This window comes from Phreatobacter aquiterrae (assembly GCF_053471285.1).
The window spans coordinates 241,385-265,272 of the sequence record NZ_JBJPHW010000004.1 but is presented as its reverse complement, the minus strand read 5'-3'; the positions used below and the strand labels follow the sequence as shown (position 1 = coordinate 265,272).

The window sequence follows — 23,888 nt, the reverse complement described above, 5'->3', positions numbered from 1 at the left end:
GATAGTGAATGGTCCGGTACAAGCGTCAATTCGTCCTCTCGAATCACGGCATATGTGCGGATATGGTGTCGATACCGCCAACGCAGGCTCGAGGTTGCCCCTTGTCGTCACTCCCCCGCTTCGACGCTCCCTATGCCGAGGCCGACGAGGCCATCGCCCGCCGCCTCCTCGCCACCGCCGCTCTCGCGCCGGAGGCCGAGGCGCGGATCGACCAGCGAGCCCGTGCCCTGATCGGCGCCATCCGTGCCAAGTCGGGCGGGCTCGGCGGCATCGAGGACTTCCTGCGCGAATATTCACTGACCACCAAGGAGGGACTCGCCCTCATGGTGCTGGCCGAGGCGCTGCTGCGCGTGCCGGATTCGCGCACGGCGGATGCGCTGATCGAGGACAAGCTGTCGGGCACCGACTGGGCGCATCGCGCGACGAAGTCGGAAGCCTGGCTGGTCTCGGCCTCCGCCTGGGCGCTCGGTGTCACCGCCCGCGTCATCCATCCCGGCGAGACGCCCGAGGGCATCCTTGAGACGCTCGGCAAGCGGCTCGGCCTGCCGACGGTGCGGGCGGCGACGCGGCAGGCGATGCGGCTGCTCGGCTCGCACTTCGTTCTCGGCCAGACCATCCAGGAGGCGCTCGGCCGCGCCGGATCGTCCCGCCGCTTCCGCTACTCCTATGACATGCTCGGCGAGGGCGCCCGCACGGCCGCCGATGCCGCGCGCTATCTCGCCTCCTACCACGACGCCATCGAGGCCATCGGCAAGGCGGCGGGCAACGAGGCCCTGCCGAACCGTCCCGGCATTTCCGTGAAGCTCTCCGCCCTGCACCCGCGCTACGAGGCGGTGAGCCGCGAGCGGGTCATGACGGAGCTCGTGCCGAAGCTCCTCAAGCTGGCACAAGCGGCCAAGGCGCATGACCTCAACTTCACCGTCGACGCCGAGGAGGCCGATCGCCTCGAACTGTCGCTCGACATCATCGCCGCCGTGCTGGCCGATCCCTCGCTCGCCGGCTGGGACGGCTTCGGCCTCGCCGTTCAGGCCTACCAGAAGCGGGCGCTGGCGGTGATCGACTGGCTTGACGCCCTCGCCACCCGCCTCGACCGCAAGCTCATGGTGCGCCTCGTCAAGGGCGCCTACTGGGACACCGAGGTGAAGCGGGCCCAGGAGCGCGGCCTGCCGGACTTCCCGGTCTTCACCCGCAAGCCGATGACCGACCTCGCCTACATGGCCTGCGCGCGCCGTCTGCTCGCGGCCCGGCCACGCATCTATCCGCAGTTCGCCACCCACAACGCGCTGACCATCGCCACCATCCTCGAGGAGGCCGGTGGCCATAACGAAGCCGACCGGGGCTACGAATTCCAGCGCCTGCACGGGATGGGCGAGGCGCTCTACGATTCGCTGCTGGCGACCCTGCCTGACGCCGCCTGCCGCACCTATGCGCCGGTGGGCGGACATCGCGACCTGCTCGCCTATCTCGTCCGCAGGCTGCTCGAGAACGGCGCCAATTCCTCCTTCGTCTCCGCCTCCGCCGATCCCGCGGTGCCGGTGGAGACCCTGCTCACCCGGCCGCAGAGCTGGATCGGCAACGCCACCGATGCACGGCCGCGCAAGCTGCCGCTACCGAAGGACGTCTATGCGCCCGGCAGGGTCAATTCGGCCGGCGTCGAGTTCGGCGACGCCAAGGCGCTCGCGGCCTTTGTCGCCGAGGCCGGCAAGGGTCCGGCGCGCTTTCCGGCCACAGCCCAGCCGCTGATCGGCGGCAAGACCCTGCGCGGCGCGATCCGGTCGGTCACCAGCCCGGTGGACGGCACGGTGGTCGGGGCTGTGGAGGAAGCGGACGAGGCCACGGTGAAGGCGGCCTTCGACCGCGCCTCCGCCGGCTTTGCCGCATGGAGCCGCACGCCGGTGAGCACTCGCGCCGAGGCGCTGGAAAGGCTCGCGGACCTCCTGGAGGGTGAGCGCGGGATGCTCTGCGCCCTGCTGGCGCGCGAGGCCGGCAAGACGCTCGACGACGGGGTCGCGGAGATCCGTGAGGCCGTCGACTTCTGCCGTTACTACGCGCAGGAGGCGCGGCGACACTTCGGCGAAGGCCAACTCTTGCCCGGTCCGACCGGCGAGGAGAACCGGCTCACCCTGCGCGGGCGCGGCACGATCGTCTGCATCAGCCCGTGGAACTTCCCGCTCGCCATCTTCCTCGGGCAGGTGGCCGCGGCGCTCGCCGCCGGCAATGCGGTGATCGCCAAGCCCGCCGAGCAGACGCCGCTGGTCGCCGCTGCGGCGGTGGCTCTGGCGCACAGGGCCGGCATTCCCGGCGACGCGCTGGCGCTGGTGCCCGGCGACGGACGGGTGGGCGCGCTGCTGGTCGGCGAACCGCGGGTTGCCGGCGTCGCCTTCACCGGCTCGACCGAGGTGGCGTGGAAGATCAACCAGCAACTGGCGGCGAAACGCGGGCCCATCGTGCCGCTGATCGCCGAGACCGGCGGCATCAACGCCATGATCGTCGATGCCACCGCCCTGCCGGAACAGGTCAGCGACGACGTCGTCATGTCGGCCTTCCGCTCGGCCGGCCAGCGCTGCTCGGCGCTCCGGCTCCTGTGCCTGCAGGAGGACGTGGCCGAGCGCATGCTGGAGATGGTGCAGGGGGCGGCGGCGGAACTGAGGATCGGCGATCCCGCCGATCCGGCCACCCATGTCGGCCCGGTGATCGACGCCGAGGCGAAGGAGCGGCTCGATGCGGTCGTGGCGAGGGCAAAGTCGGAAGGGCGCCTCGTCTGGCAGGCGAGCCTGCCGGCGGATGCGCCCGCCGGGCTTTTCGTCGCGCCGGCCATCATCCGCGTCGCAAGACCGGAGGACCTGACGGACGAGGTCTTCGGGCCGGTGCTGCACGTCACGACCTGGAAGGCGGGCAAGCTTGGTCCGCTCACCGATGCCGTCGCGGCCAACGGCACCGGCCTGACCCTCGGCATCCATTCGCGTATCGACCAGATGGTGGAGGAGGTCGTCTCGCGCCTTGCCCATGGCAATGTCTATGTGAACCGCAACATGATCGGCGCCGTGGTCGGCACCCAGCCCTTCGGCGGCTCGGGCCTTTCGGGCACGGGACCGAAGGCCGGCGGGCCGCACTATCTGCCGCGCTTCGCGGTGGAGCAGGTGGTGACCGTCAACACGGCCGCCGCCGGGGGCAATGCCAGCCTGCTGACGGCGGGCGAGGGCTAGCCCCGGATTGTCCGCCACAACCGGCCGTCGATGGCGGCGAGACCGAGGCCGATCAGCGCCATGCCGGCGAAATGCGTCCAGGCCAGTCTCTCGCCGAGAAAGAGGCTGGCAAGGAGAATGGCCGAGACCGGGATGAGAAAGGTGACGAGCAGGAGATTGCTCGGGCCGGCGCTGGCGAGGATGCGGAAGAAGAGGATGTAGGCCAGCGCCGTCGACAGGACGGCGAGGGCGAGCACCGCGGCGATGGCCGCGATGCCGGGCATGGCGAGGGACCAGGGCCGGTCGACCAGTGCGACGACGGGCGTCATGACGAGACTGGTGACGGTGAGCTGCGCCCAGGCGGTGAAGGTCGGGGTCACGCCGAGCGGCTTGATGCGCCGGCCCCAGAGCCCGGAGAAGGCGTAGGAGAGGGCGGCGGTGAGGCAGGCCGCCAGCGCCCAGAGCGGTGTGTCGAGCGCGCCCGTGACCGCCGGCCCGACGAGCACCACCACCCCGGCGAAGCCGAGCGCGACCCCGAAGGCCTTGCCCGGTGTTGCCCGCTCGTCATCGGTGAAGAGGTGCATGACGATGACCGTGAACAGCGGTGTCGTCGCGTTGAGGATCGCCGCGAGCCCGGCCGGGATCGCGGTCTGACCCCAGAAGATCAGTGAGAAGGGGACGACGTTGTTGAGAAGCGCCATCACGGCGAGCGTCAGCCACACGTCCCGCCGCTGTGGCAGCCGCTCTCCGGTGATGCGCAGCAGGACGAGCAGCACGGCAGAGGCAATCGCCACCCGCGCCAGGACGAGCGTCAGCGGCGGAACGCCCTCCAGCGCGACGCGAACGAAGAAGAAGGACCCACCCCAGAGGATGGAGAGCGTCACCAGCAGGGACCAATCGCGCAGGCTCACCGGATTCCGTCCCCGTTGATCTTGGATGCGGTCCTATAGGCAATGGTCAGTCGATGCGACCACCCGCTTTCTGCGGCTTCGGGGAGGGGCATGCGCGCTCCCGTATGGCCCACCGTCATTGACAGGCCGCATTTCTGTGGCAGCGTGATTCATCCGCGATAATAGACATTTGATTCGCCCGGAGACGAGGATCGAAGGCCCCGAATGTCCGACGCCATCGCCCGTCTGCATGCAGCCATCACCCGGGTCAGCCGCAATGGGAACAGTTCCTCGCGCACGGCCAGGCTGCTCGCCAGCGGCCGCGCCAAGATGGCGAAGAAGCTGATGGAAGAGGCGGCGGAGGTGACGCTCGACGCGGTCGTCGACGATCGCGAGGCGGTGGTGCGCGAAAGCGCCGACCTCATCTACAACCTGACCGTCCTGTGGGCCGATATGGGCATAGACCCCGCCGAGGTCTGGAACGAGATGGACCGGCGCGAACAGCTCTATGGTCTCGCCGAGAAGCTCCAGAAGGGTCCCGTCGCCGTCAACGGGCGTTGAGCGGACGGTTCACTCGCGCAGGAACAGCGGAAGATCCACCGGAGGCCGGCGCACCTCGCGGTTGACGGCGTTCAGCATGCCGACCGCACGGCGGATGAGCCAGCCGTCGCGCTGCGGGCAGGCGTCGCGCGCGAGGGAATGTGCGGCGCGCAGCGTGCGGACGAGGCGAGCGCGCTCCGGGGCCGGCAGCCCGGCCCGCTCCACGACGGAGCGGGTGCGCATGAACTCCGAAGGGTCCGAGCAGATGTCGCCGCGCGGCATGAACTGCGCCCCGGCAGGACCGGGGCCCGCGACGAGGATGAGGAGGACCAGGACGGCCGCGGCCAGCCGTGCCAGCACCGCGGCGATGGCGCCGACGTCGCCGTGAACCTCCAGCGTCTTGAGCCGTGCGGTCTTGCCCTGGACCACGCTCACCTGGGATCGCGCAACGCCGAGTTCGTCAGCCATCAGATGCTCCAGTGCCTGGTTCGCCTTGCCGTCCTCGGGCACGGCCCGCACCCGCGCCCTGAACACCGCCCGCCCGTCGGCGAGCCGGTCGGCCCCTTCGAGCCGGTCCTGTCCGCCCCGCGGCGTCAGCCGGACATCCACCAGCAGGCGGTCGCCGACGATGCGGAAGGGCGCCTCGCTCACCGCCCGCCTCAGAACACGTAGGGGCGCACGTAATAGGCCAGCAGCATCTGGATGAAGATGATGCCGAGAAGTAGGACGATGGGGGAGATGTCGACGGCGCCGAGATTGGGCATGCGTCGCCGGATCGGCGCGAGGACCGGTTCGGTGAGCGCCCGCAGCGTCGTGTCGATCTGGGCGACGACCTGGTTGCGGTAGTTCAGTACGTTGAAGGCGATGAGCCAGGACAGCACCGCCGAGATGATGATCACCCACCAGTAGAGGTTGAGGGCGATGATGATGATGTCGATGACTGCTTTCATGGGTCCGCCGTGACGGGAGAGGAAGCCGGACCCGTTTTATGGGGGTTGCCGGTCGCCGGGGCAAGCGCGCTTCGGGCACAGGCCCGTTCAGTTCGCCGCGAAGGACGAGCGCTGGGCCCAGCCGGTCATGCGGTTCTCCAGCCAGACGGTCGCCATGTACATGGCGACGCCGAGGATCGCGAGGGCGATGAGCGCGGCGAAGAGCAGCGGCACGTTGAAGTCGGCCGAGGCGCGCGCCATCAGGTTGCCGATGCCGTAGCGCGAGGCGTTGTACTCGGCGATCACCGAGCCGACATAGGCGAGCGTGATGGCGACCTTCAGCGAGCCGAAGAAATAGGGCAGCGACCGGGGGATGCCGACCTTGGTCATGATCTGCAGTTTGGAGGCGCCGAGCGCCTTCAGCACGTCCTCGGTCTCCGACTCGATGGTGGCGAGGCCCGTCGCGACGTTCACGACGATGGGGAAGAAGGAGATCATGAAGGCGGTCAGCACCGCCGGTAGCCAGCCGACGCCGAACCAGATGACGAGGATCGGCACAACGGCGACCTTCGGGATCGAGTTGAAGCCGACCAGCAGCGGGTAGAAGCCGGCATAGAAGAAGCGGCTGGCGCCGAGGACGAGGCCGAGCGCGATACCGAAGGCGACCGCAAGCCCGAAGCCGGCCAGCGTCATCCAGGCGGTATGGAACGAGTGGAAGCCGATCTGCCGGCGGAACTGCCAGAGGGCGATGGCGATGTCGCTCGGCGCGGGCAGGACGAAGGTGGAGACGGCGAAGGCCTTGCAGAACAGTTCCCACAACAGGAACGTGCCGATGGTGCAGACCAGCGGGGCGAGCTGCAGCGACAGCTTGGTGCGGTCGAGCGCCGTGGAGCCGACCACCTTGTAGAGCAGGTAGGCGATGTAGCCGACGATGCCGATGACCAGCGCCGTCGGCCAGGAGGTCAGCAGGAATTCACCGAGCGCGTCCATGGGTGATCCTCAGGCCGTCGATCGGGCATGCGCGATGCGGCCGCGCAGATCGTGGACGATGTCGGAGAATGCCGGCGAGTAGGTGATCTCGAGGTCGCGGGGCCGCGGAAATTCGACCTCCCTCTCGGCGATGATCTTCCCCGGCCGCGACGACATGCAGAAGATGCGGTCGGCGAGGAAGGTCGCCTCGCGCAGGTCATGGGTCACCAGGATCACGGTCAGCGTGCCGGCCATGCGCGCGTGCAGGTCGCGGATGACACACCACAGTTCCTCGCGGGTGAAGGCGTCGAGCGCGCCGAAGGGCTCGTCGAGCATCAGCAGCTTCGGCTCGTGGATCAGGGCGCGGCACAGCGAGGCGCGCTGCTGCATGCCGCCGGAGAGCTGCCAGGGGAACTTGGAGCCGGCGCCTTCGAGGCCGACCGACGCCAGCAGCGCCTCGGCCTTGGCGACATACTCCGCCTTGTGGCGCCGGAGGCGCGAGCGGTGAGGCTCGACGATCTCGAGCGGCAGCATGAGGTTCTCGAGCGTGGTGCGCCAGGGCAGCAGGGTCGGCGCCTGGAAGGCCATGCCGGCGATCTTCACGGGATCGCGCACTTCCTTGCCGTCGACGACGACCGCGCCCGTCTGCGGGAACTGCAGGCCGGTCGCCAGCTTCATCAGCGTGGACTTGCCGCAGCCCGACGGTCCGACCACCGCGGCGAACTCGCCCTCATTGACCCTGATGTCCAGCCCGTCGACGGCCAGAGTGCCGCCGGTCGCATAGGTGTGGCTTACGCCGGTGAGTTCGACGAAGGGACGCAAGGAGAGTCGCTTTCGAGGCGGCGCATCGGCGCAGGATTGGGGCAGGGGCATTCCCGCCCCCGCAAGTCATCGGCGTAGCAAGCCTCAGGCCAGCTTGCGGTCGGCCGCCGCCGGCAACAGGTCGGAGACGAAGACGTCCTCGGCCTTGGGCTTGTTCTTGTAGGTGAAGGTCAGGCCGATCTGGTCGATCGCCTTGGCCATGCGCGCCGGATCGATGCCGCCAACGCCGTTGGCCTTCACGAACGGCGTCATGACGTAGTTGTCGATGCACATCTTGAGGCGCTCGGCCTCGGTCTCCTGGCGGGCGACGTCGTTGCGGGCCAACACCAGCTTCACGGCGGTCGCCTGATCGGCGATGCAATCGCGGATACCCTTCACCACGGCGCGGTTGAAGGCGGCGACCTGGTCGCGCTTGTCCTTCAGGAAGGCGGGGCTCGGCATCAGCACGTTGCCGTAGAGGTCGACGCCATAGTCGTACATGTGCAGCACGATGATGTCGGCGTCCGGCACGCCGCGCGACTTCAGGTTGATGTAGGAGGAGTGGGCGAAGCCGAAGATGGCGTCCACCTCGCCGGAGGCGAGCATCGGCTCGCGCACGGGAAAGCCGACGTTCTCGAACTTCATCTTGGAATCGTCGAGATTGTTGACGGCCTTGAAGATCGGCCACTGGGCGTAGGCGGCGTCGGGTGCCGGGGCGCCGAACTTCTTGCCTTCCAGACTCTTCACGTCGGCGGTGATGCCGCGCGACCTGCGGCCGACGATGGCGAAGGGCGGACGATCATAGACCATCATCACGCCCTTGACGTCGACGGTCGGATTCTCGTCGCGGAAGCGGATCATCGAGTTGATGTCGCCGAAGCCCATGTCGTAGGTGCCGGAGGCGACGCGGGTGACGCCCTCGCGCGAGCCGGAGGCGGCGTCGATGGTGACGTTCAGACCCTCGGCGCGGAAATGGCCCTTCTCCAGGGCCATCAGGAAGAGACCGGCGGGACCCTCGAAGCGCCAGTCCAGGGTGAAGCGGACATTGGCGGTGGCCTGGGCATGAACGGCGGGCGCGAAGAGCGGGGCAAGGGAGGCGGCGCCGGCGAGCTTCAGGGCCGCGCGGCGGGTGGGGCGAAAGCGATACTCGGTCATGGACTGGCCTTCTGGCGGTCGGGATGTCGGAAGCCTAACCCGGGGGGCATGGCCGGACGGTGACCGCATCGGGGCAACCGACCGGACACCGCGCTCGTCTCCGGGCAGCAAAGACCATGCCGTAACGTCCGGCAACCGATTTTTGAGGCAGCCGCCGGTTCCTGCGCAAGAATGCGGCAATATGCCCAGACGGCAGGCGCAGATGCCTGTCAGCGCTGGATGGACGCCGTGGTCGAGGGGGCGCCGAGCTCAAGGCGGGTCGGCTGGATCTCGGCCATTCCGACAGGCGTGCGGATGGTGATGCGGGCGGGCACGAGGGCGCGCGTGCCGGCGACCGGCGCGAGCCAGATCTGCATGTCGCGGTTCGCCTCCATCGGAGCCGTCACCGCCGGGCGGTGGCCGGCGATGGCGCGGTAGCGGGCGTTGCAGACGACGGCGGGGCCGTCATAACCGGCGACCTTCAGCGTCTCGGTGCGGGCGAAGGAGAAGGAGAGGTCGTAGCGCTGGCGCCCGTCGAAGACCGGAAAGGTCTTGCCGCAGGCCTCCGGCGAGACGGTCGGTCCCGAACCCGAAACGAAGAAGAAGCCGGCCGAGAGCGGATCGAGCACGCCCTGCTTGTGGGCGGCGGTCAGGGGCACCTCATCGGGCATGGCGGGCCGTGCCGGCTCGGCCGAATGCGAGCGGATCGCGCCGCCGGACATCGCCATGCGGATGGCGTCGTTCTGCTGGGTCGTGTTGAGCGTCAGCGTGTAGTTGGCCGGAACGGCGCGTGCGCCGGCGATGCGGCCCGAGGCCATGGCCGAACCGCGGCCGGAGGCGACGACGCGCGATACGCCCGACAGGCGCAATGATACCGAGGCCTGGTAGCTGTCCTGCGAGATGCGGCCCTCGAACCCGGCAATGCCCACCTGGAGCCCGCCGATCAGGATCTCGTAGCGGCCGGAGACCCGCTCCTGGGTCCATGCCGGCGTGGCGGCGATGGCGAGAAGCACGGCGGCGGCAGGCAGGGTCGATCGGGACACGGTACACAACTCCAGGACCAACGGGCCGGACGGCGCCACCCGGCATGTCCGCATCAAACAGCGAAATGGTTAATGCCTTGGAAATCCACATGTGGCTTCATGGAAAGAACAGGCCGCTGAGGTAGCAAATTACCCCAAAATCGGGCGCGGCGGCCGGCGGGGAGGCGGATCGTCTTGCGATCAGGCGTGCGGGCGTGGTTTGCGGAGCGGCGGGAGGCGCTCGCGCTGGTCGTGGAGGCGGGCCTGCGTGCCTTGCGCGCCACGTCGACCTGGCCGGCAGCCCTGCGCCTGGCGATGGGCGCGACGCCTGCGCCGGCCCTCATCCTCGTACCGCAGGACCTGCGCACGACGGACCCGGTGCGGGCCGACGAGATCGCCGCCGGGGTTCATGTCTTTGCCGGCCAGATCGTCACGGCGGAGGATCCTTTCGCCGCCGAGCCGCCGACCCTCGAATGGGCGGAGGCCCTCGCCTCCTTCTCCTGGCTCCGGCACCTCAGGGCGTCGGGGACGCCGGAGGCAGCCGAGACCGCCCGCCGGCGGGTCATGTCCTGGATCGAGGCGAATGCGCGAGGCTATCCCCACGGGACCTCGCCGCTGCTGGCGGCCGAGCGGCTGCGCGCCTGGTTCGCCGCCTCCGGCCTGCTGCTGGCCGGCGCCGACCAGGTCTTCTACCGGCGCTTCTCGCGCGCCCTGTGGCGCCAGGTCCGCCAACTCGAACTGGCTGTGCCGAGGCTCGCTCCGGGACCCGACCGGCTGCTGGTGTTGATCACGCTCGTCACCGCCGGCCTGTGCATGGAGGGAGAGGCGCGGCTGCTCGCCCGGACGTCCCGCCGACTGGCCGATGAACTCGATCGGCAGATCCTCGCCGACGGCTGCCACATCAGCCGCGATCCCGGTGTGCTGGTCGGCCTCGTCCTCGATCTTCTGCCGCTGCGCCAGCTCTTTCCCGCCCGCAACGTCACCCCGCCGCCGGCCATCCTCATCGCCGTCGACCGCATGATGCCGATGATCCGCTTCTTCCAGCTCGGCGACGGCGCGCTGGCGCGCTTCAACGGCATGGGGCCGACGGCCATCGACCAGGTGGCCACGGCGCTGGCCTATGACGAGACGCGCGGCCTCGTGCCCGGCTCGGCCCCGCACGGCGGCTACGAGCGGCTGCAGGCGGGGACGAGCATCCTGCTGGCCGATGTCGGCAGGCCGCCGCCGGCGCGGGACAGCGCCACCGCCCATGCCGGCTGCCTCGCCTTCGAGTTCTCGGCCGGGCGCGAACTCGTCGTCATCAATTGCGGCGTTCCCGCCATCCACCGCGCCACCTGGCGGAGCGAGGCCCGCAAGACGGCGGCCCATTCGACGGTCGGCGTGGCGCAGCGCTCCTCCGCAAGGCTCGGGCGAGGCCTCTACAGCCAGGGCCTGATCCTGTCGGGGCCGCGCCGCATCGCGATGTCCCGCAAGGCGCTTGTCGTCGAGGCGAGCCATGACGGCTATCTCGACCGCGAGGGGGTGATTCACAAGCGCTCCCTCGCCCTGTCGGCGAGCGGCGACCGGCTTGACGGCATCGACCGGGTGAGCGGATCGGACCGGCCCTGGACCGCGCGGTTTCACCTCCACCCGGCGGTGCAACTGATCCCGACCGAGAATCTGCGGGCGGTGCTCCTCCGCCTGCCGAGCGGCGAAGGCTGGCGCTTTGCGGCGGACCAGCCGATCGGCGTCGAGGAGAGTGTGGCGCTGGCGCAGGCCGAGGGGCCGCGCCGCACCCTCCAGCTCACCGTCAGCGTTGCGTCCTCGGCGGCGATCCCCCAGGTCGGCTGGACACTGGAGCGGATGATGCGACCGCGCCGGACCGGGTCCGGCGATCCGGAGCCCCAACTGCCGCTGTGATCGACCAATGGCGGGGCGAACCCGCGCCGAAAGCGGTTTCGGCGGCGCGGCGCGCGTGCTAGAGCGCCCGGCATCCCCATCACGCCCGCCGGAGCCGCCAGCCGTGCCGACCGCTTCTCCCATCGCCCGTGCCCTTCTGTCCGTGTCCGACAAGGCCGGCATCGTGGATTTCGCCCGCGATCTCGCCGCTCTCGGCGTCGCCCTCGTCTCGACGGGCGGGACGTTCAAGACCTTGAAGGATGCGGGCCTCGCGGTGGCCGAGGTGGCCGACCTCACCGGTTTCCCGGAGATGATGGACGGGCGCGTGAAGACGCTGCATCCGAAGGTCCACGGCGGCCTTCTCGCCATCCGCGGCAATGCCGAGCACGAGGCCGCTGCCAAGGCCCACGGCATCCTGCCGATCGACCTCCTGGTTGTGAACCTCTATCCGTTCGAGGCGACGATCGCCCGCGGCGCGTCATGGGACGACACGATCGAGAACATCGACATCGGCGGTCCCGCCATGATCCGCGCCGCCTCGAAGAACCACGAGGCGGTGACCGTGGTGGTCGATGCCGCGGACTACGCCGCCGTCGTCGACGCCATGAAGGCGAACGGCGGCGCGACGACGCCGGACCTGCGCAAGCGCCTCGCCGCCAAGGCCTATGCCCGCACGGCGGCCTATGACGCGGCGATCTCCAACTGGCTGTTCGACGCACTCGACGAGACCGTGACGCCCTATCGCGCCTTCGGCGGAACGCTGGCGCAGTCGCTGCGCTACGGCGAGAACCCGCACCAGTGGGCGGCTTTCTACAAGACGCCCCAGAACGCGACACCGAGGCCGGGCGTCGCGACGATCCGCCAGTTGCAGGGCAAGGAGCTCTCCTACAACAATCTCAACGACACCGACGCGGCCTATGAGCTGGTCGGCGAGTTCGATCCCGCCCGCACGGCAGCCGTCGCCATCATCAAGCACGCCAACCCCTGCGGCGTCGCCGAGGGAGAGGACCTGCTCTCAGCCTACGAGAAGGCGCTCGCCTGCGACCCCGTCTCGGCCTTCGGCGGCATCGTGGCGCTCAACCGCACGCTCGACGCGGAGGCAGCGCGGAAGATCGTCGAGATCTTCACCGAGGTCATCATCGCCCCCGACGCCACCGACGAGGCGAAGGCCATCGTCGCCGCCAAGAAGAACCTGCGCCTGCTCATCGCCGGCGGCCTGCCCGACCCGAAGGCGCCGGGCATCACGGTCAAGACCGTGGCCGGCGGCCTGCTCGTGCAGTCGCGCGACAATGCGGTTGTCGATGCGATGGACCTCAAGGTCGTGACGAAGCGCGCCCCGACGGCGCAGGAACTGACGGACCTGCGCTTCGCCTTCCGCGTCGCCAAGCACGTCAAGTCGAACACCATCGTCTATGCGAAGGACGGCGCCACCGTCGGCGTCGGCGCCGGCCAGATGAGTCGGGTCGATTCCGCCCGCATCGCCGCGCGCAAGGCGCAGGACGCGGCCGAGGCCGGCGGCTGGGCCGTGCCGCTCACGAAGGGCTCGGTGGTTGCCTCCGATGCCTTCTTCCCCTTCGCCGACGGGCTGCTGGCCGCGGTCGAGGCGGGCGCCACCGCTGTCATCCAGCCGGGCGGTTCCATGCGCGACAACGAGGTGATCGCGGCGGCGGACGAAGCCGGTCTCGCCATGGTCTTCACCGGGGTGCGCCACTTCCGGCACTGACAGCGAGCCGCTACATTGGTGGCGGGCGACCACAGGAGACCCCTCACCATGCTGCTTTCCACGACGCCGACCCTCGAGGGTGGCCGGATCATCCGCTACAACGGCATCGTCACCGGCGAGGTGATCCTCGGCGCCAACATCTTCCGCGACTTCTTCGCCTCGATCCGCGACATCGTCGGCGGCCGGGCCGGGTCCTACGAGACGGTGCTGCGCGACGGCCGCAACACCGCCTTCCAGGAGATGATGGCGGAGGCACAGCGCCTCGGCGCCAATGCCGTCGTCGGCATCGACATCGACTACGAGACGCTGGGCAAGTCGATGCTGATGGTGTCGGTGTCCGGCACGGCGGTGACGGTGGAGATGCTGATGGGTCAGCAGGCCCCGACCCAGCCCGCCGGCTTCGGCGGTTCGGTGCCGCCGTGGAGCGGTCCACGCTGATGGCTCAGCGTGCGGCGGAGACCGCGCGCTCGGTCCTGACGAAGGCGAGGACGCTCGCCCCGATGAGGAACATGATGGCCAGCATGCCGAGCCCGGCGCGCTGGTCATTCAGCGCCAGCGTCACGACGCTCGCCAGGAACGGCCCGACAAAGGCCGTCACCTTGCCCGACAGGGCGAACAGCCCGAAGAACTGGCCGATCTGCTCGCGCGGCGCGAGGCGCACCAGAAGCGAGCGCGAGGCCGCCTGCAGCGGGCCGGCCGCCGCCCCGATCAGCCCGCCGAGCACGAGATAGACCCGCTCGGGCGCGGTCGCGAACAGGCCGTCGCCAGGTGCCGGCGGCGTCGTCTGGAAGATGAAGAAGACATGGCCCGGGCCGATCAGCAGGATGGTGACGACGGCGAAGGTGAGGAAGAAGATCGAGCCGAGGATCACCCGCTTCGAGCCGATGGTATCGTCGAGCCGGCCGCCAAGCAGCGCCCCCGCCGTGCCGGTGATGGTGAGCAGGATGCCGAACAGCCCGATCTCGATGGTGGTCCAGCCGAACACGCCGGCCGCATAGATGCCGCCTAGGGCGAAGAGCGCCACCAGACCATCCATGTAGATCATGTTGGCGAGGAGGAAGATGAGCACATTGCGGTGCCGGCGGACCTCCTTCACCGTCGCCTTGAGGCTCGAGAAGCCGGAGCGCACGGCGGCGCCCATCCCCATGCGGGCGGGAACGTCGGGGGTGAACAGGAACAGCGGGATGACGAAGACGATGAACCACAGCGCCGTCAGAGGCCCTGCGGCGCGGTCGCCCTCGCGCTGGGCCGGATCGAGGCCGAAGAGCGGATCGAGGCCGATGAGGGTGCGGCCGGTCTCGGGGCTCGCGACGAGGAAACCGAGCATGAAGATGAGGGACATCATGCCGCCGACATAGCCGATGGCCCAGCCGAGGCCGGAGAGCCGCCCGATGCGCTCGGGCGGCACCAGGGTCGGCATCATGGAATTGTTGAAGACGGTGGCGAATTCGGCGCCGATGGTCGCCAGCACGAAGGCGACGAGCACGAGGGCGATGGTCTCCGGCGCGCCGGGGCGGCCGAACCAGAGGAGCGAGGCCCCGACGATCAGCAAGAGGCCGAAGGCGGCGATCCACGGCTTGCGCCGGCCGGATGCGTCGGCGATGGCGCCGAGCACGGGCGAGAGGAGCGCAATCGCCACGCCCGCGGCGCTGGTTGCAAAGCCCCACATGGCCTGGCCCTGGACCGGATTGGCGGCGACCGTGCTGGCGAAGAAGGGCGCATAGACGAAGGTGTTGATCAGCGTGAAATAGGGCTGCGCCGCCCAGTCGAAAAGCACCCAGCCGACGATGGCCGGGCGGGGCGCCGGCTTGTCGGTGGTCTCGTCCGAGACGGTGACCGGGGGTAGCATGATAATGACCTTGGGCAGGTTCCGCGCAGAACGGAAGCGTCGGGCGTCGCGGTGGTTAGCGGGGGGCTGCACGCGATGCGGAATTCACGGGAGAGGCGCTGACTATTCGGGCCAGCGGGGAAGGCCCTCGGGTCCGTCGGCAGGCGTTCGGGCGACGTTGAGGACGAGCGCCAGCAGCGAGTAGATGCCGACCAGGGTCGGGATTTCCACCGCACCCTGCTCGCCGTGCCGGGCGACGATCCGCGCATAGGTCGTATCCGACCAGCGCTTCGTCGCGAGGAGCTCGGCGACCGCATCGTAGATCAGGGCCTCGTCGGCCGACATGGCGTCCGGCCGCCGGCCGTCAGCGAGCGCGGCGAGAATGTCCTTCGACACGCCGGCCTTCTCCGCCTCCATGGCGTGAACCGACCATTCGAACTGCTGCGAGTAGGAGCGGGCGACCTGGCAGATGGCCATCTCCTTCAGGTCCTCGGACAGGCAGGAGCCGTAGCGCAGGCGCCGTCCGAGGGCCTCGACGTCGATCATGACCTTCGGCGAGCGCATCAGCGGCGCATAGGGGCCGAAGGGCTCGACCCCGCGCCGCTTGCGGAAATCCGCGGCGGCGGCCTCCTGGTCGGGCGTGTAGGCGGAGGGCGGGATGGGCGGCAGGCGATCGGGGGCGGCCATGGACGGGTCTCGCAGCGCTTGTTCTTATGACGTCGCGCGGAAGTGACCGACTCAATTCCGCAACCGGTTGCATCATGGCGTTCGCCGGCCGCTTGCCAAGGGGCGCAGGCGCGGGGCGGTGGTGCGTCGACAGGGGACATGCGCATGCGGTTTGGAAAGTTCGTCGCCGTTGCGGTCCTGGTGCTGATGTCGCATGCCGCGATGGCGCAGCTTGCTCCTGGTCCGGCGCAATCGTCCTGGCCGATCATCTCCGAGGCGGCGCGGGTCCATCCGGCGCTCGCCCCGAACGGCATGGTGGCGAGCCAGGAGGCGCGCGCGACACGGGTCGGCGTCGAGATCCTGAAGCGCGGCGGCAATGCGGTGGATGCGGCGGTCGCCGTCGGTTTTGCGCTGGCCGTGACGCTGCCGCGGGCGGGCAATCTCGGCGGCGGCGGCTTCATGCTCGTGCACCTCGCCGAGCGCGGCGAGACGGTGGCCATCGACTACCGCGAGACGGCGCCGCAGGCGGCGACGCCGACCATGTTCCTCGGCCCCAACGGCGAGCCGGATCCGCGGCTCTCCCGCGATTCCGGGCTCGCCGCCGGCGTGCCGGGAACGGTGGCCGGCCTTGCCGAGGCGCACCGGCGCTACGGCTCGGGACGGCTGTCGCTGGCCGAACTCGTCGCGCCGGCGATCCGGCTGGCCCGCGATGGCATCACGGTCGACGAGGACCTCGCCGATTCCCTGCCGCGCGCCGCAACCCGCCTCGGCCGGTTCCCCTCATCGCGCCGCATCTTCCTGAAGGTCGACGGCACGGCGCCCGGCCATGGCGACCTGCTCGTGCAGGAGGACCTCGCCCGCTCGCTGGAGGCCATCGCCCAGCAGGGCCCGGCCGGCTTCTACGAGGGCGCGACTGCGGCGCGCATCGTCGCGGCGCTCGGTCAGCACGGCGGCATCATGACGACGGAGGATTTGCGCGCCTACCGGCCGGTGATCCGCGACGTGGCGCGCGGCAGCTACAAGGGCTATGCGATCGCCTCCATGCCGCCGCCCTCCTCGGGGGGCGTGCATCTCGTGCAGATGCTGAACCTGCTGGAGCCCATGGATCTGGGTTCGCGCGGCCACAACAGCGCCGGGACGATCCACCTGATGGTGGAAGCGATGAAGCTCGCCTATGCCGACCGGGCCCGCTATCTCGGCGATCCCGACAGCGTGGCGGTGCCGGTGCGCGGCCTGACCTCGCGGGCCTATGCCGACGGGCTCAGGCGGCAGATTGATCCGGAACGCGCCCGGCCCTCCGCCGAGATCCGCGCCGGCGATCCGGCGCCGCACGAGGGCGAGCAGACGACGCATTTCTCGGTGGTCGACCGCTTCGGCAATGCGGTGTCGAACACCTATACCCTCAACTTTTCCTACGGGCTCGGGCTCGTCGCCGACGGCACCGGCATCCTGCTCAACAACGAGATGGACGATTTCGCCGCGAAGGCGGGCGCCGTCAACGCCTTCGGGCTGGTTCAGGGCGACGCCAACCTGCCGGGGCCGGGCAAGCGGCCGCTGTCGTCCATGACCCCGACGATCCTGTTCCGCGACGGCAAGGTGGCGATGGTGACCGGTTCGCCCGGCGGCAGCCGGATCATCACCATCACGCTGCAGACGATCCTGAACGTCGTCGACCACGGCATGAACGTGGCCGAGGCGGTCGCGGCGCCGCGCATCCACCACCAGTGGCTACCGGACGCCATCGACATCGAGGGCGGCCTGTCGGTCGATACGCTGAGGCTGCTGGAGGCGCGTGGCCATCGGCTCGCGGCCCGCGGTAGCTTCGGCAACGTCAACGCCATCCTGGCGGTGCCGGGTGGATGGGCCGGCGCATCGGACGCTCGGCAGCGCGGCACGCTGGCCGCGGGGCACTGAGGGAGCTTGCTGCGCTGCACGGCGCGAGTGCGTCCTTCGAGGCTCGCCCTCCGGGCTCGCACCTCAGGATGAGGAGGCTAGCGATCGGCATCAGCGTTTAAGGGGCGCGACCCGTCCGCATGAACCGAGATGCAAACCACAGCCCTCCTCATCCTGAGGTGCGAGCCCGGAGGGCGAGCCTCGAAGGACGCACTTGCCCGGTGCAAGGCGCTCGTCAACAGCCCTTCTGCTCCTGCCACAACGTTGTCAGCAAGGGCACGCCGGGAAGGCCCTGCGGCATTGACCGTGACGCTGGTTTGTTCTCATAATGTTCTCATGAGCAAAGGCCGAACGATCCATGCCTTCGACGCCGGTTCCCCCTCTGCCCTGAGGGCCTCCGGCCTTGCCGCGCGGTTCCATGCCTGGCGCGGCGTTTCCGGGCGCCGCTATCTGGCGACCGTCCATGCCGCCGCGACCGCCCCCGCCTATGAGGGGGCCGTCATCGTCCTTGCGCGCGCCGAAGCGGACGGCACGCGCGTCGCAGTCTGGGCCGGCCGTTCCCCCGGCTCACCCCGTGCGCTGGTCCGGCTCGCCCAGATGAAGCGGGCCGAGGAGGTGCATGTCCACCTCATCGCCGAGCGCGAGGAGCAGCGTGCGGCGGTGGAGGCCGATCTTGCGACATCCGTGACGGATCTCGCCGACCGCCTGCGTTTTGCCGCTCGGGCGGGGTAGTGCGCGGCCCAGCCGCCGTCCCGCTCAGCGCTGGACCGGGATGCGCGGCTCGTCCGCAGCCTTCTCGCGTTTTTTGGCGGCGCGGCGGGAGAGCATGTTGAGACTCTCCACCAGCGCCGAGAAGGCCATGGCTGCGTAGATGTAGCCCTTCGGCACCTTTACGCCGAAGCCTTCCGCGATCAGCGTCATGCCGATCATCATGAGGAAGGCCAGTGCCAGCATGACGATGGTGGGGTTGTCCTCGATGAAGTTCGCCAGCGGGTCGGCGGCGAGCAGCATGACCGTCACGGCGACCACCACGGCGATGACCATGATGACGATTTCGTCGGTCATGCCGACGGCCGTGATGATCGAATCCACCGAGAAGACGATGTCGAGCACGATGATCTGGGCGATCGCCGAGCCGAAATTGGAGATGACCACCTTGCCGGTGTCCGCCTCGTGCAGCCCGCCGCGGACATCGACGTTGTGATGGATCTCCTTCGTCGCTTTCCACAGCAGGAAGAGTCCGCCGGCGATGAGGATGATGTCGCGCCAGGAGAACCCCTTGCCGAGGATCGAGATGACCGGCTGGGTGAGCGTGACGATGATGGCGACGGTGCCCAGCAGGGCGAGGCGCATGATGAGCGCCAGCGAGATGCCGATGCGGCGGGCCTTCTCGCGCTGGCCCTCCGGCAGCTTGTTGGTCAGGATCGAGATGAAGATGAGGTTGTCGATGCCAAGGATGACCTCCATGGCGATCAGGGTCGCAAGCGCGGCCCAGGCGGTGGGGTCGGCTGCAAGACGCGCGATGTCTTCCACGGGGGGTCCTCTCCGTCACGGCGGCGTGACTGCCAGGCGCAGGTCACCAACCCGACTAGACGTCGATATGTCGCAACCGGTTCCCCGGCGCAAAGAGCGCCGGACCCGTGGTGATTTGTCGCGGGGTTGCGACCTGCCGGGCGAGAGCGGGAGTCAGGGCGTCAGGATGACCTTGCCCTTCGCCTGCCGGCTGGTGAGCACGCCCAGCGCCTCGGCAATCTTCTCCAGCGGATAGGTGCCGTGGACGTGGAGCGACAGCTTGCCCTCGGCGGTCCATCGGGCGACCTGCATGAGGTTCTGCCGGTTCTTCTCCGGCTCGCGCTGGGCAAAGGATCCCCAGAAGACGCCGCGGATGTCGCAGCCCTTCAGCAGGGTGAGGTTGAGGGGGATCTTCGGGATCTCGCCGCCGGCAAATCCGATGACCAGGAAGCGGCCCTCCCAGGCGATGGCGCGCAGCGCCGGCTCGGCCAGCTTGTCGCCGACCGGATCGTAGATGACGTCGGGACCCTTGCCGCCGGTGAGCGCCCGAAGCCGCTCCTTCAGGTCTTCGGTCGCATAATTGATCGTCTCGTCGGCGCCATGCGCGCGGCAGAAGGCCAGCTTGTCGTCGCTGGAGGCACAGGCGATGACCTTCGCACCCATCGCCTTGCCGAGCTCGATGGCGGCGAGTCCGACGCCGCCGGCAGCGCCCAGCACCGCCAGCGTCTCGCCGGGCTTCAACTGGGCGCGGTCCTTCAGCGCATGGATGGTCGTGCCGTAGGTGATGATCATCCCGGCCGCCTGCTCGTCCGACAGCCCGTCGGGAACCGGCGCGAGCGTCGCGGCCTTGACGACCACATGGGTGCGCGCCGCGCCATGGGAGATGTTGCCGAGGACGCGGTCGCCGACCTTCAGGCCGGTGACGCCCTCGCCGAGGCTGTCCACCCGACCCGCGAACTCCGACCCGGGCGAGAAGGGCAGCTCCGGCTTCACCTGGTACATGTTCCGGATGATGAGGTTGTCGAAGAAGTTCAGGCCGACGGCCGCGACCCGGACCACCGCCTCGCCTGGACCGGCCACCGGATCGGGAAGCTCCTCGACGACGAGGCTTTCGGGCGGCCCGTAGGCCTTGCACAGGACGGCTTTCATGAACGGCATCCTCCAGGGGAATGCGGCCAGCTTCTGCGGCATCGCGCCCAAGTCAATCCCGGCCGAAGGGACGGGCCAAGGGGGTGGACGCAGGAAAGGCGGCCTTAAGGGGTGAGGGCCAAGCATGGGTGACGCAACAGGTGAGCCTTGGCGCGCAACCATGGCAGCCGCTCACAAACGGAACTTCTGATTGCCGTATTCGATGGTATTCTTACCGACATGACGCCCATGCGCATCGAAAGCGCGCCCGGCGGCGCGGTGCCCGGCATGATGGCCCGAAGCCAGACTTCGCGGCCGAGACGGATTCTGCGCCTGTCCTTCCTCCTGCCTGCGGTCTTCGCGGCCGCCGTGCTGGGGCTTGCCGGCGGTTTCATCGCCTTTGCCGAGACGGCGACCCGCCCCTACGATCCGGCGAGCCCGCGGACCGAAGCCATCGTGGCGATGACCGGGGGCTCCTACCGGGTGAGCGATGCCGTCACTCTGCTCGGCGCCGGTCACGGCCGGCGGCTGCTGATCAGCGGCGTCAATCCGATCGTGCGCGAGCGGGAACTCGCACGGGCGGTGCCGGCGGCCTCGCCGCTGATGGCCTGCTGCATCGACCTCGACCACCGGGCCCTGAACACGCGCGGCAACGCCATCGAGACCGCCAAATGGGCGCGGCTGCATGCGTTCCGGTCGCTGCTCGTGGTGACGTCGAGCTATCACATGCCCCGCACCATGCTGGAGTTGCAGCGGCTCTTGCCGGACGTGCGCCTCGTGGCCTTTCCGGTTCTCACTGGCGCGCTCGACCCGCAGGGATGGTGGAAAGACGCGGCGAGCGTGAAGATTCTCGGTTTCGAATATGCCAAGTATCTGATGGCAGCGGTGGGGCTGAGGCTCGACCGGGCGACGGCCGACCCCTTCGTCCCGCCACTGCGCACCGCCCGCACCTGAACCGCCTGCCGGGCGGCAAGGACCCGCCCGATGCTTCATCTGCGTTCCCTCGTCTTCAACATCTTCTTCTACCTGTGGACCGCTCTCCTCCTGCTGGTGCTGATCCCGATCCTGCTGCTGCCCGGCAGCCGGGCGATCCTCGCCATCGGCCTCCTGTGGGGGCGCGGCAACCTGTGGGCGCTGCGCGTCATCTGCGGCATGACGGTCGAGTGGCGCGGCATGGAGAAGATCCCCGAGGGGCCCCTGCTGGTCGCCGCCAAGCACCAGTCGGCCTGGGAAACTTTCGCCTTCTTCGTGCCGTTCCGGCGTCCGGCCTATGTCTACAAGCGCCAGCTCGCCTATGTGCCGCTGTTTGGCTGGACGATCTGGAAGGCGCGGCAGATTCCCGTCGACCGCGGCCGCAAGGGCGAGGCGCTGGCCTCGATGACGGTCGGGGCGAAGGCGGCTGCGGCCATCGGGCGCCAGGTGATGATCTTCCCGGAGGGCACGCGCCGGGCGGTCGGGGCGCCGCCCGATTACAAGTATGGCGTCGCCCATCTCTACAGGACGCTCGGCCTGCCCTGCCAGCCGGTGGCGCTGAACTCCGGCATGTTCTGGAGCCGGAAATCGTTCCTCCGGCGGCCGGGAACCGTTCTGGTCGAGTTTCTCGATCCCATCCCGCCGGGCCTGTCGCCGACGGAGTTCGCCGAGAAGCTTGAAGCGGAGATCGAGACGGCGACCAACCGGCTGATTGCCGAATCACTGGCGCGCGGCGAAGGCGAGGCGTGATCCTCGTCACCCCTGCGGATGAAAGAAATTATAGACCGCCTGCGCGGTTCCCGCATTGATGCCGGGAGCGCGCTGCAGGTCGTCGAGGCTCGCCCGCTCGATCGCCTTCAGCGTACCGAAGTGGTTGAGCAGGGCGCGCTTGCGCGCCGGGCCGATGCCGCCGATCTCGGCGAGGCCCGCCGAGCGGATGTTCTTCTTGCGCCGGCCGCGATGGGTGCCGATGGCGAAGCGGTGGGCCTCGTCGCGCAGCCGCTGGAGGAAGTAGAGCACGGGATCGCGCGGCTCGAGCCGGAAGGGCTCGCGTCCCGCCATGTGAAAGGTCTCGCGACCGGCCTCGCGGTCGCGTCCCTTGGCGACGCCGACGAGGGGCACGTCGTCGATGCCGAGTTCGCTGAGGATGGCCCGGGCCGCGGCGAGCTGGCCGGGGCCGCCGTCGATGAGAACGAGGTCGGGCCAGGAGCCGTCGGCCTCCGCCTCCTCCGGCACGGTCTCTCCGGGCGCGGCCTCTTCAGACAGCGCGTCCCGGGTTTCGGCGTCGCCCTCCGGTTTCGGCGCGTCCTTCAGGAGGCGCTTGAAACGCCGCTCCAGCACCTCGCGCATCATGCCGAAATCGTCGCCCGGGGCGATGTCGGACTTGATGTTGAAGGTGCGGTAGTCGCGCCGGCGGAATCCCTCGGGACCGGCCACGATCATGCCGCCCACCGCGTTCGAGCCCATGATGTGGGAGTTGTCGTAAACCTCGATGCGGCGCGGCGGGGCGGGCAGGCCGAAGGCGCTCGCCACCCCCTGCAGCAGCTTCATCTGCGAGGCGCTCTCGGCGAGCTGACGGCCGAGCGCCTCCCGCGCATTCTGGTGAGCGTGGTCGACGAGGTCCTTCTTCTCGCCGCGCTTCGGCGCCTGCACCTCGACCCTGCGGCCGGCGCGGGCGGAGAGGGCCTCGGCGAGCAGCGCCTGATCCTCGACCTCGTGGGAGATGAGGACGAGCGAGGGCGGCGGCTTGTCGTCGTAGAACTGGGCGATGAAGGCGGCGAGCACCTCGGCCGGCTCCAGCGAGCGATCGGCCCTGGGATAGTAGGCGCGGTTGCCCCAGTTCTGGCCGGTGCGGAAGAAGAAGACCTGAATGCAGGTCTGTCCCCCGTCCTGCACGGCGGCGAAGACATCGGCCTCCTCGACCCCGCGCGGATTGATGCCCTGCGTCGACTGCACCGCGGAGAGGGCGGCGAGGCGGTCGCGATAGACGGCGGCGCGCTCGAACTCCATGGCCTCGGCGGCCTCCTCCATCTGCCGTGCGAGAAGCTGCTTCACCGCCTGGCTGCGGCCGGAAAGGAAGAGCTTCGCCTCCTTGACCAGCGCGGCGTAGTCGGCGGGGGCGACCTCCTGCGTGCAGGGGCCGGCGCAGCGCTTGATCTGGAACAGGAGGCACGGCCGGGTGCGGCTCTCGAAGACGGCGTCGGAACAGGAGCGCACCAGGAAGGCGCGCTCCAGCGCGTTGATGGTGCGGCCCACCGCCTGCGCCGAGGCGAAGGGGCCGAAATAGTCGCCCCGGGCGGCGCGCGCGCCGCGGTGCTTGGCGATGCGCGGCGCTGGATGGTCGGCGGTGATGAGGATGTAGGGGAAGGACTTGTCGTCCCGCATCAGCACGTTGAAGCGGGGGCGGAGCTGCTTGATGAGGTTGGCCTCGAGCAGCAGCGCCTCGGTCTCGGTCTTGGTCGAGACGAATTCCATGGCGGCGGTCGCCGCCACCATGCGGACGATGCGGCTGACGAGCCCGGTCGGCCGGGCATAGGAGATGACGCGGCGGGCGATCGACTTCGCCTTGCCGACATAGAGCACCTCGCCTTTCGCATCGATCATGCGATAGACGCCGGGGCCTTTCGGGGCATGTTTGACCGCGGCCTTGATCACCTCCATGCCGGCGGCGACCGTGCCTTCGGTCGGCGCTGCGTCCTCGTCCGGGGATGGTTCAAGGACGAGCGTCTCGATCTCCTCCGCCTCCGCGGTTTCGGGATCGGTCAGGTCAGGGTCGAGATTGGTGTGGCCGGGGCGACTCATGGTCTGCGATATATAG

19 protein-coding genes and 2 pseudogenes are annotated in these 23,888 nt (G+C 69.3%); 9 read left to right on the top strand and 12 right to left on the bottom strand.

The annotated features are described in order from the left end of the window. Positions 1-62: 62 nt before the first annotated feature. A complete protein-coding gene (gene putA / locus ACJ4V0_RS08785; protein WP_448299194.1) occupies positions 63-3,206 on the top strand; it encodes a bifunctional proline dehydrogenase/L-glutamate gamma-semialdehyde dehydrogenase PutA in 3,144 nt (1,047 codons plus the stop codon). Here the strand turns inward: putA and ACJ4V0_RS08780 are convergent. After that, on the bottom strand, positions 3,203-4,096 hold the full coding sequence (locus ACJ4V0_RS08780) for a DMT family transporter (RefSeq protein ID WP_448299193.1): 894 nt from the start codon (positions 4,094-4,096) through the stop codon (positions 3,203-3,205). The genes putA and ACJ4V0_RS08780 overlap by 4 nt on opposite strands. A gap of 204 nt (positions 4,097-4,300) precedes the next feature. On the opposite strand from ACJ4V0_RS08780, the gene hisE reads away from it, so the two are divergent. After that, positions 4,301-4,636 carry a phosphoribosyl-ATP diphosphatase gene (gene hisE, locus ACJ4V0_RS08775; RefSeq protein WP_448299192.1) on the top strand — a complete coding sequence of 112 codons (336 nt, stop codon included), beginning with the start codon at positions 4,301-4,303 and terminating at the stop codon, positions 4,634-4,636. A 321-nt stretch (positions 4,637-4,957) separates the two neighbouring features. Here the strand turns inward: hisE and ACJ4V0_RS08770 are convergent. The 6 genes and pseudogenes from ACJ4V0_RS08770 to ACJ4V0_RS08745 form a co-directional block, all read right to left on the bottom strand. Beyond that, positions 4,958-5,266 (bottom strand): annotated as a pseudogene (locus ACJ4V0_RS08770) (DUF167 domain-containing protein); the annotation flags it as partial. An 8-nt stretch (positions 5,267-5,274) separates the two neighbouring features. After that, the gene (locus tag ACJ4V0_RS08765) at positions 5,275-5,565 is read right to left on the bottom strand and encodes a YggT family protein (protein WP_448299191.1); all 291 of its coding nucleotides are present in this window, start codon (positions 5,563-5,565) and stop codon (positions 5,275-5,277) included. Between the two features lie 87 nt (positions 5,566-5,652). Further along, positions 5,653-6,534, bottom strand: a complete 882-nt coding sequence (locus tag ACJ4V0_RS08760) for an ABC transporter permease (RefSeq protein WP_448299190.1) — start codon at positions 6,532-6,534, stop codon at positions 5,653-5,655. A gap of 9 nt (positions 6,535-6,543) precedes the next feature. Then, positions 6,544-7,335, bottom strand: a complete 792-nt coding sequence (locus ACJ4V0_RS08755; protein WP_448299189.1) for an ABC transporter ATP-binding protein — start codon at positions 7,333-7,335, stop codon at positions 6,544-6,546. A gap of 84 nt (positions 7,336-7,419) precedes the next feature. Further along, a complete protein-coding gene (locus tag ACJ4V0_RS08750) occupies positions 7,420-8,469 on the bottom strand; it encodes an ABC transporter substrate-binding protein (protein ID WP_448299188.1) in 1,050 nt (349 codons plus the stop codon). Positions 8,470-8,678: 209 nt separating this feature from the next. Then, positions 8,679-9,491: a DUF3108 domain-containing protein gene (locus ACJ4V0_RS08745; protein WP_448299187.1), complete on the bottom strand. Its 813-nt coding sequence runs from the start codon at positions 9,489-9,491 to the stop codon at positions 8,679-8,681. Between the two features lie 186 nt (positions 9,492-9,677). Here ACJ4V0_RS08745 and ACJ4V0_RS08740 point away from each other — a divergent pair, with 186 nt between their 5' ends. The 3 genes and pseudogenes from ACJ4V0_RS08740 to ACJ4V0_RS08730 form a co-directional block, all read left to right on the top strand. Next, positions 9,678-11,369 (top strand): heparinase II/III family protein, encoded by a 1,692-nt coding sequence (locus tag ACJ4V0_RS08740; protein WP_448299186.1) that lies wholly within the window; start codon positions 9,678-9,680, stop codon positions 11,367-11,369. Between the two features lie 103 nt (positions 11,370-11,472). After that, positions 11,473-13,071 (top strand): bifunctional phosphoribosylaminoimidazolecarboxamide formyltransferase/IMP cyclohydrolase, encoded by a 1,599-nt coding sequence (gene purH / locus ACJ4V0_RS08735; protein ID WP_448299185.1) that lies wholly within the window; start codon positions 11,473-11,475, stop codon positions 13,069-13,071. Positions 13,072-13,119: 48 nt separating this feature from the next. Then, a pseudogene (locus ACJ4V0_RS08730) lies at positions 13,120-13,428 on the top strand (YbjQ family protein); the annotation flags it as partial. A gap of 85 nt (positions 13,429-13,513) precedes the next feature. On the opposite strand, the gene ACJ4V0_RS08725 reads toward ACJ4V0_RS08730, so the two are convergent. Both ACJ4V0_RS08725 and ACJ4V0_RS08720 read right to left on the bottom strand, forming a co-directional pair. Further along, a complete protein-coding gene (locus tag ACJ4V0_RS08725; protein WP_448299184.1) occupies positions 13,514-14,920 on the bottom strand; it encodes an MFS transporter in 1,407 nt (468 codons plus the stop codon). Positions 14,921-15,022: 102 nt separating this feature from the next. Continuing rightward, on the bottom strand, positions 15,023-15,586 hold the full coding sequence (locus ACJ4V0_RS08720) for a carboxymuconolactone decarboxylase family protein (protein ID WP_448299183.1): 564 nt from the start codon (positions 15,584-15,586) through the stop codon (positions 15,023-15,025). Between the two features lie 138 nt (positions 15,587-15,724). On the opposite strand from ACJ4V0_RS08720, the gene ggt reads away from it, so the two are divergent. Both ggt and ACJ4V0_RS08710 read left to right on the top strand, forming a co-directional pair. Further along, positions 15,725-17,479 carry a gamma-glutamyltransferase gene (ggt, locus tag ACJ4V0_RS08715; protein ID WP_448299182.1) on the top strand — a complete coding sequence of 585 codons (1,755 nt, stop codon included), beginning with the start codon at positions 15,725-15,727 and terminating at the stop codon, positions 17,477-17,479. 315 nt (positions 17,480-17,794) lie between these two features. Next, the gene (locus ACJ4V0_RS08710) at positions 17,795-18,190 is read left to right on the top strand and encodes a hypothetical protein (protein ID WP_448299181.1); all 396 of its coding nucleotides are present in this window, start codon (positions 17,795-17,797) and stop codon (positions 18,188-18,190) included. Between the two features lie 24 nt (positions 18,191-18,214). Here the strand turns inward: ACJ4V0_RS08710 and ACJ4V0_RS08705 are convergent, their stop codons facing one another. Together ACJ4V0_RS08705 and ACJ4V0_RS08700 are read right to left on the bottom strand one after the other, a co-directional pair. After that, entirely contained in the window at positions 18,215-18,991 is a 777-nt protein-coding gene (locus ACJ4V0_RS08705; RefSeq protein ID WP_448299180.1) for a TerC family protein, read from the bottom strand. A 153-nt stretch (positions 18,992-19,144) separates the two neighbouring features. After that, positions 19,145-20,119, bottom strand: coding sequence for an NADPH:quinone oxidoreductase family protein (locus ACJ4V0_RS08700; RefSeq protein ID WP_448299179.1), 975 nt, complete (start codon positions 20,117-20,119; stop codon positions 19,145-19,147). 228 nt (positions 20,120-20,347) lie between these two features. Between ACJ4V0_RS08700 and ACJ4V0_RS08695 the strand changes: the two genes are divergently transcribed. Further along, positions 20,348-21,052 carry a YdcF family protein gene (locus ACJ4V0_RS08695; RefSeq protein ID WP_448299178.1) on the top strand — a complete coding sequence of 235 codons (705 nt, stop codon included), beginning with the start codon at positions 20,348-20,350 and terminating at the stop codon, positions 21,050-21,052. Positions 21,053-21,082: 30 nt separating this feature from the next. Further along, complete coding sequence (locus ACJ4V0_RS08690) at positions 21,083-21,820, top strand: lysophospholipid acyltransferase family protein (protein ID WP_448299177.1); 738 nt, start codon at positions 21,083-21,085, stop codon at positions 21,818-21,820. Positions 21,821-21,826: 6 nt separating this feature from the next. Here ACJ4V0_RS08690 and uvrC read toward each other — a convergent pair whose 3' ends face one another. Next, on the bottom strand, positions 21,827-23,872 hold the full coding sequence (uvrC, locus tag ACJ4V0_RS08685) for an excinuclease ABC subunit UvrC (protein ID WP_448299176.1): 2,046 nt from the start codon (positions 23,870-23,872) through the stop codon (positions 21,827-21,829). Positions 23,873-23,888: the final 16 nt, after the last annotated feature.

Coding starts and splice junctions, on each gene's coding strand:
- putA (WP_448299194.1), top strand. CDS start 63: ATGGTGTCGATACCGCCAACGCAGGCTCGAGGTTGCCCCTTGTCGTCA.
- hisE (WP_448299192.1), top strand. CDS start 4,301: ATGTCCGACGCCATCGCCCGTCTGCATGCAGCCATCACCCGGGTCAGC.
- ACJ4V0_RS08765 (WP_448299191.1), bottom strand. CDS start 5,565: ATGAAAGCAGTCATCGACATCATCATCATCGCCCTCAACCTCTACTGG.
- ACJ4V0_RS08760 (WP_448299190.1), bottom strand. CDS start 6,534: ATGGACGCGCTCGGTGAATTCCTGCTGACCTCCTGGCCGACGGCGCTG.
- ACJ4V0_RS08750 (WP_448299188.1), bottom strand. CDS start 8,469: ATGACCGAGTATCGCTTTCGCCCCACCCGCCGCGCGGCCCTGAAGCTC.
- ACJ4V0_RS08725 (WP_448299184.1), bottom strand. CDS start 14,920: ATGCTACCCCCGGTCACCGTCTCGGACGAGACCACCGACAAGCCGGCG.
- ACJ4V0_RS08720 (WP_448299183.1), bottom strand. CDS start 15,586: ATGGCCGCCCCCGATCGCCTGCCGCCCATCCCGCCCTCCGCCTACACG.
- ggt (WP_448299182.1), top strand. CDS start 15,725: ATGCGCATGCGGTTTGGAAAGTTCGTCGCCGTTGCGGTCCTGGTGCTG.
- ACJ4V0_RS08710 (WP_448299181.1), top strand. CDS start 17,795: ATGAGCAAAGGCCGAACGATCCATGCCTTCGACGCCGGTTCCCCCTCT.
- ACJ4V0_RS08700 (WP_448299179.1), bottom strand. CDS start 20,119: ATGAAAGCCGTCCTGTGCAAGGCCTACGGGCCGCCCGAAAGCCTCGTC.
- ACJ4V0_RS08695 (WP_448299178.1), top strand. CDS start 20,348: ATGCGCATCGAAAGCGCGCCCGGCGGCGCGGTGCCCGGCATGATGGCC.
- ACJ4V0_RS08690 (WP_448299177.1), top strand. CDS start 21,083: ATGCTTCATCTGCGTTCCCTCGTCTTCAACATCTTCTTCTACCTGTGG.
- uvrC (WP_448299176.1), bottom strand. CDS start 23,872: ATGAGTCGCCCCGGCCACACCAATCTCGACCCTGACCTGACCGATCCC.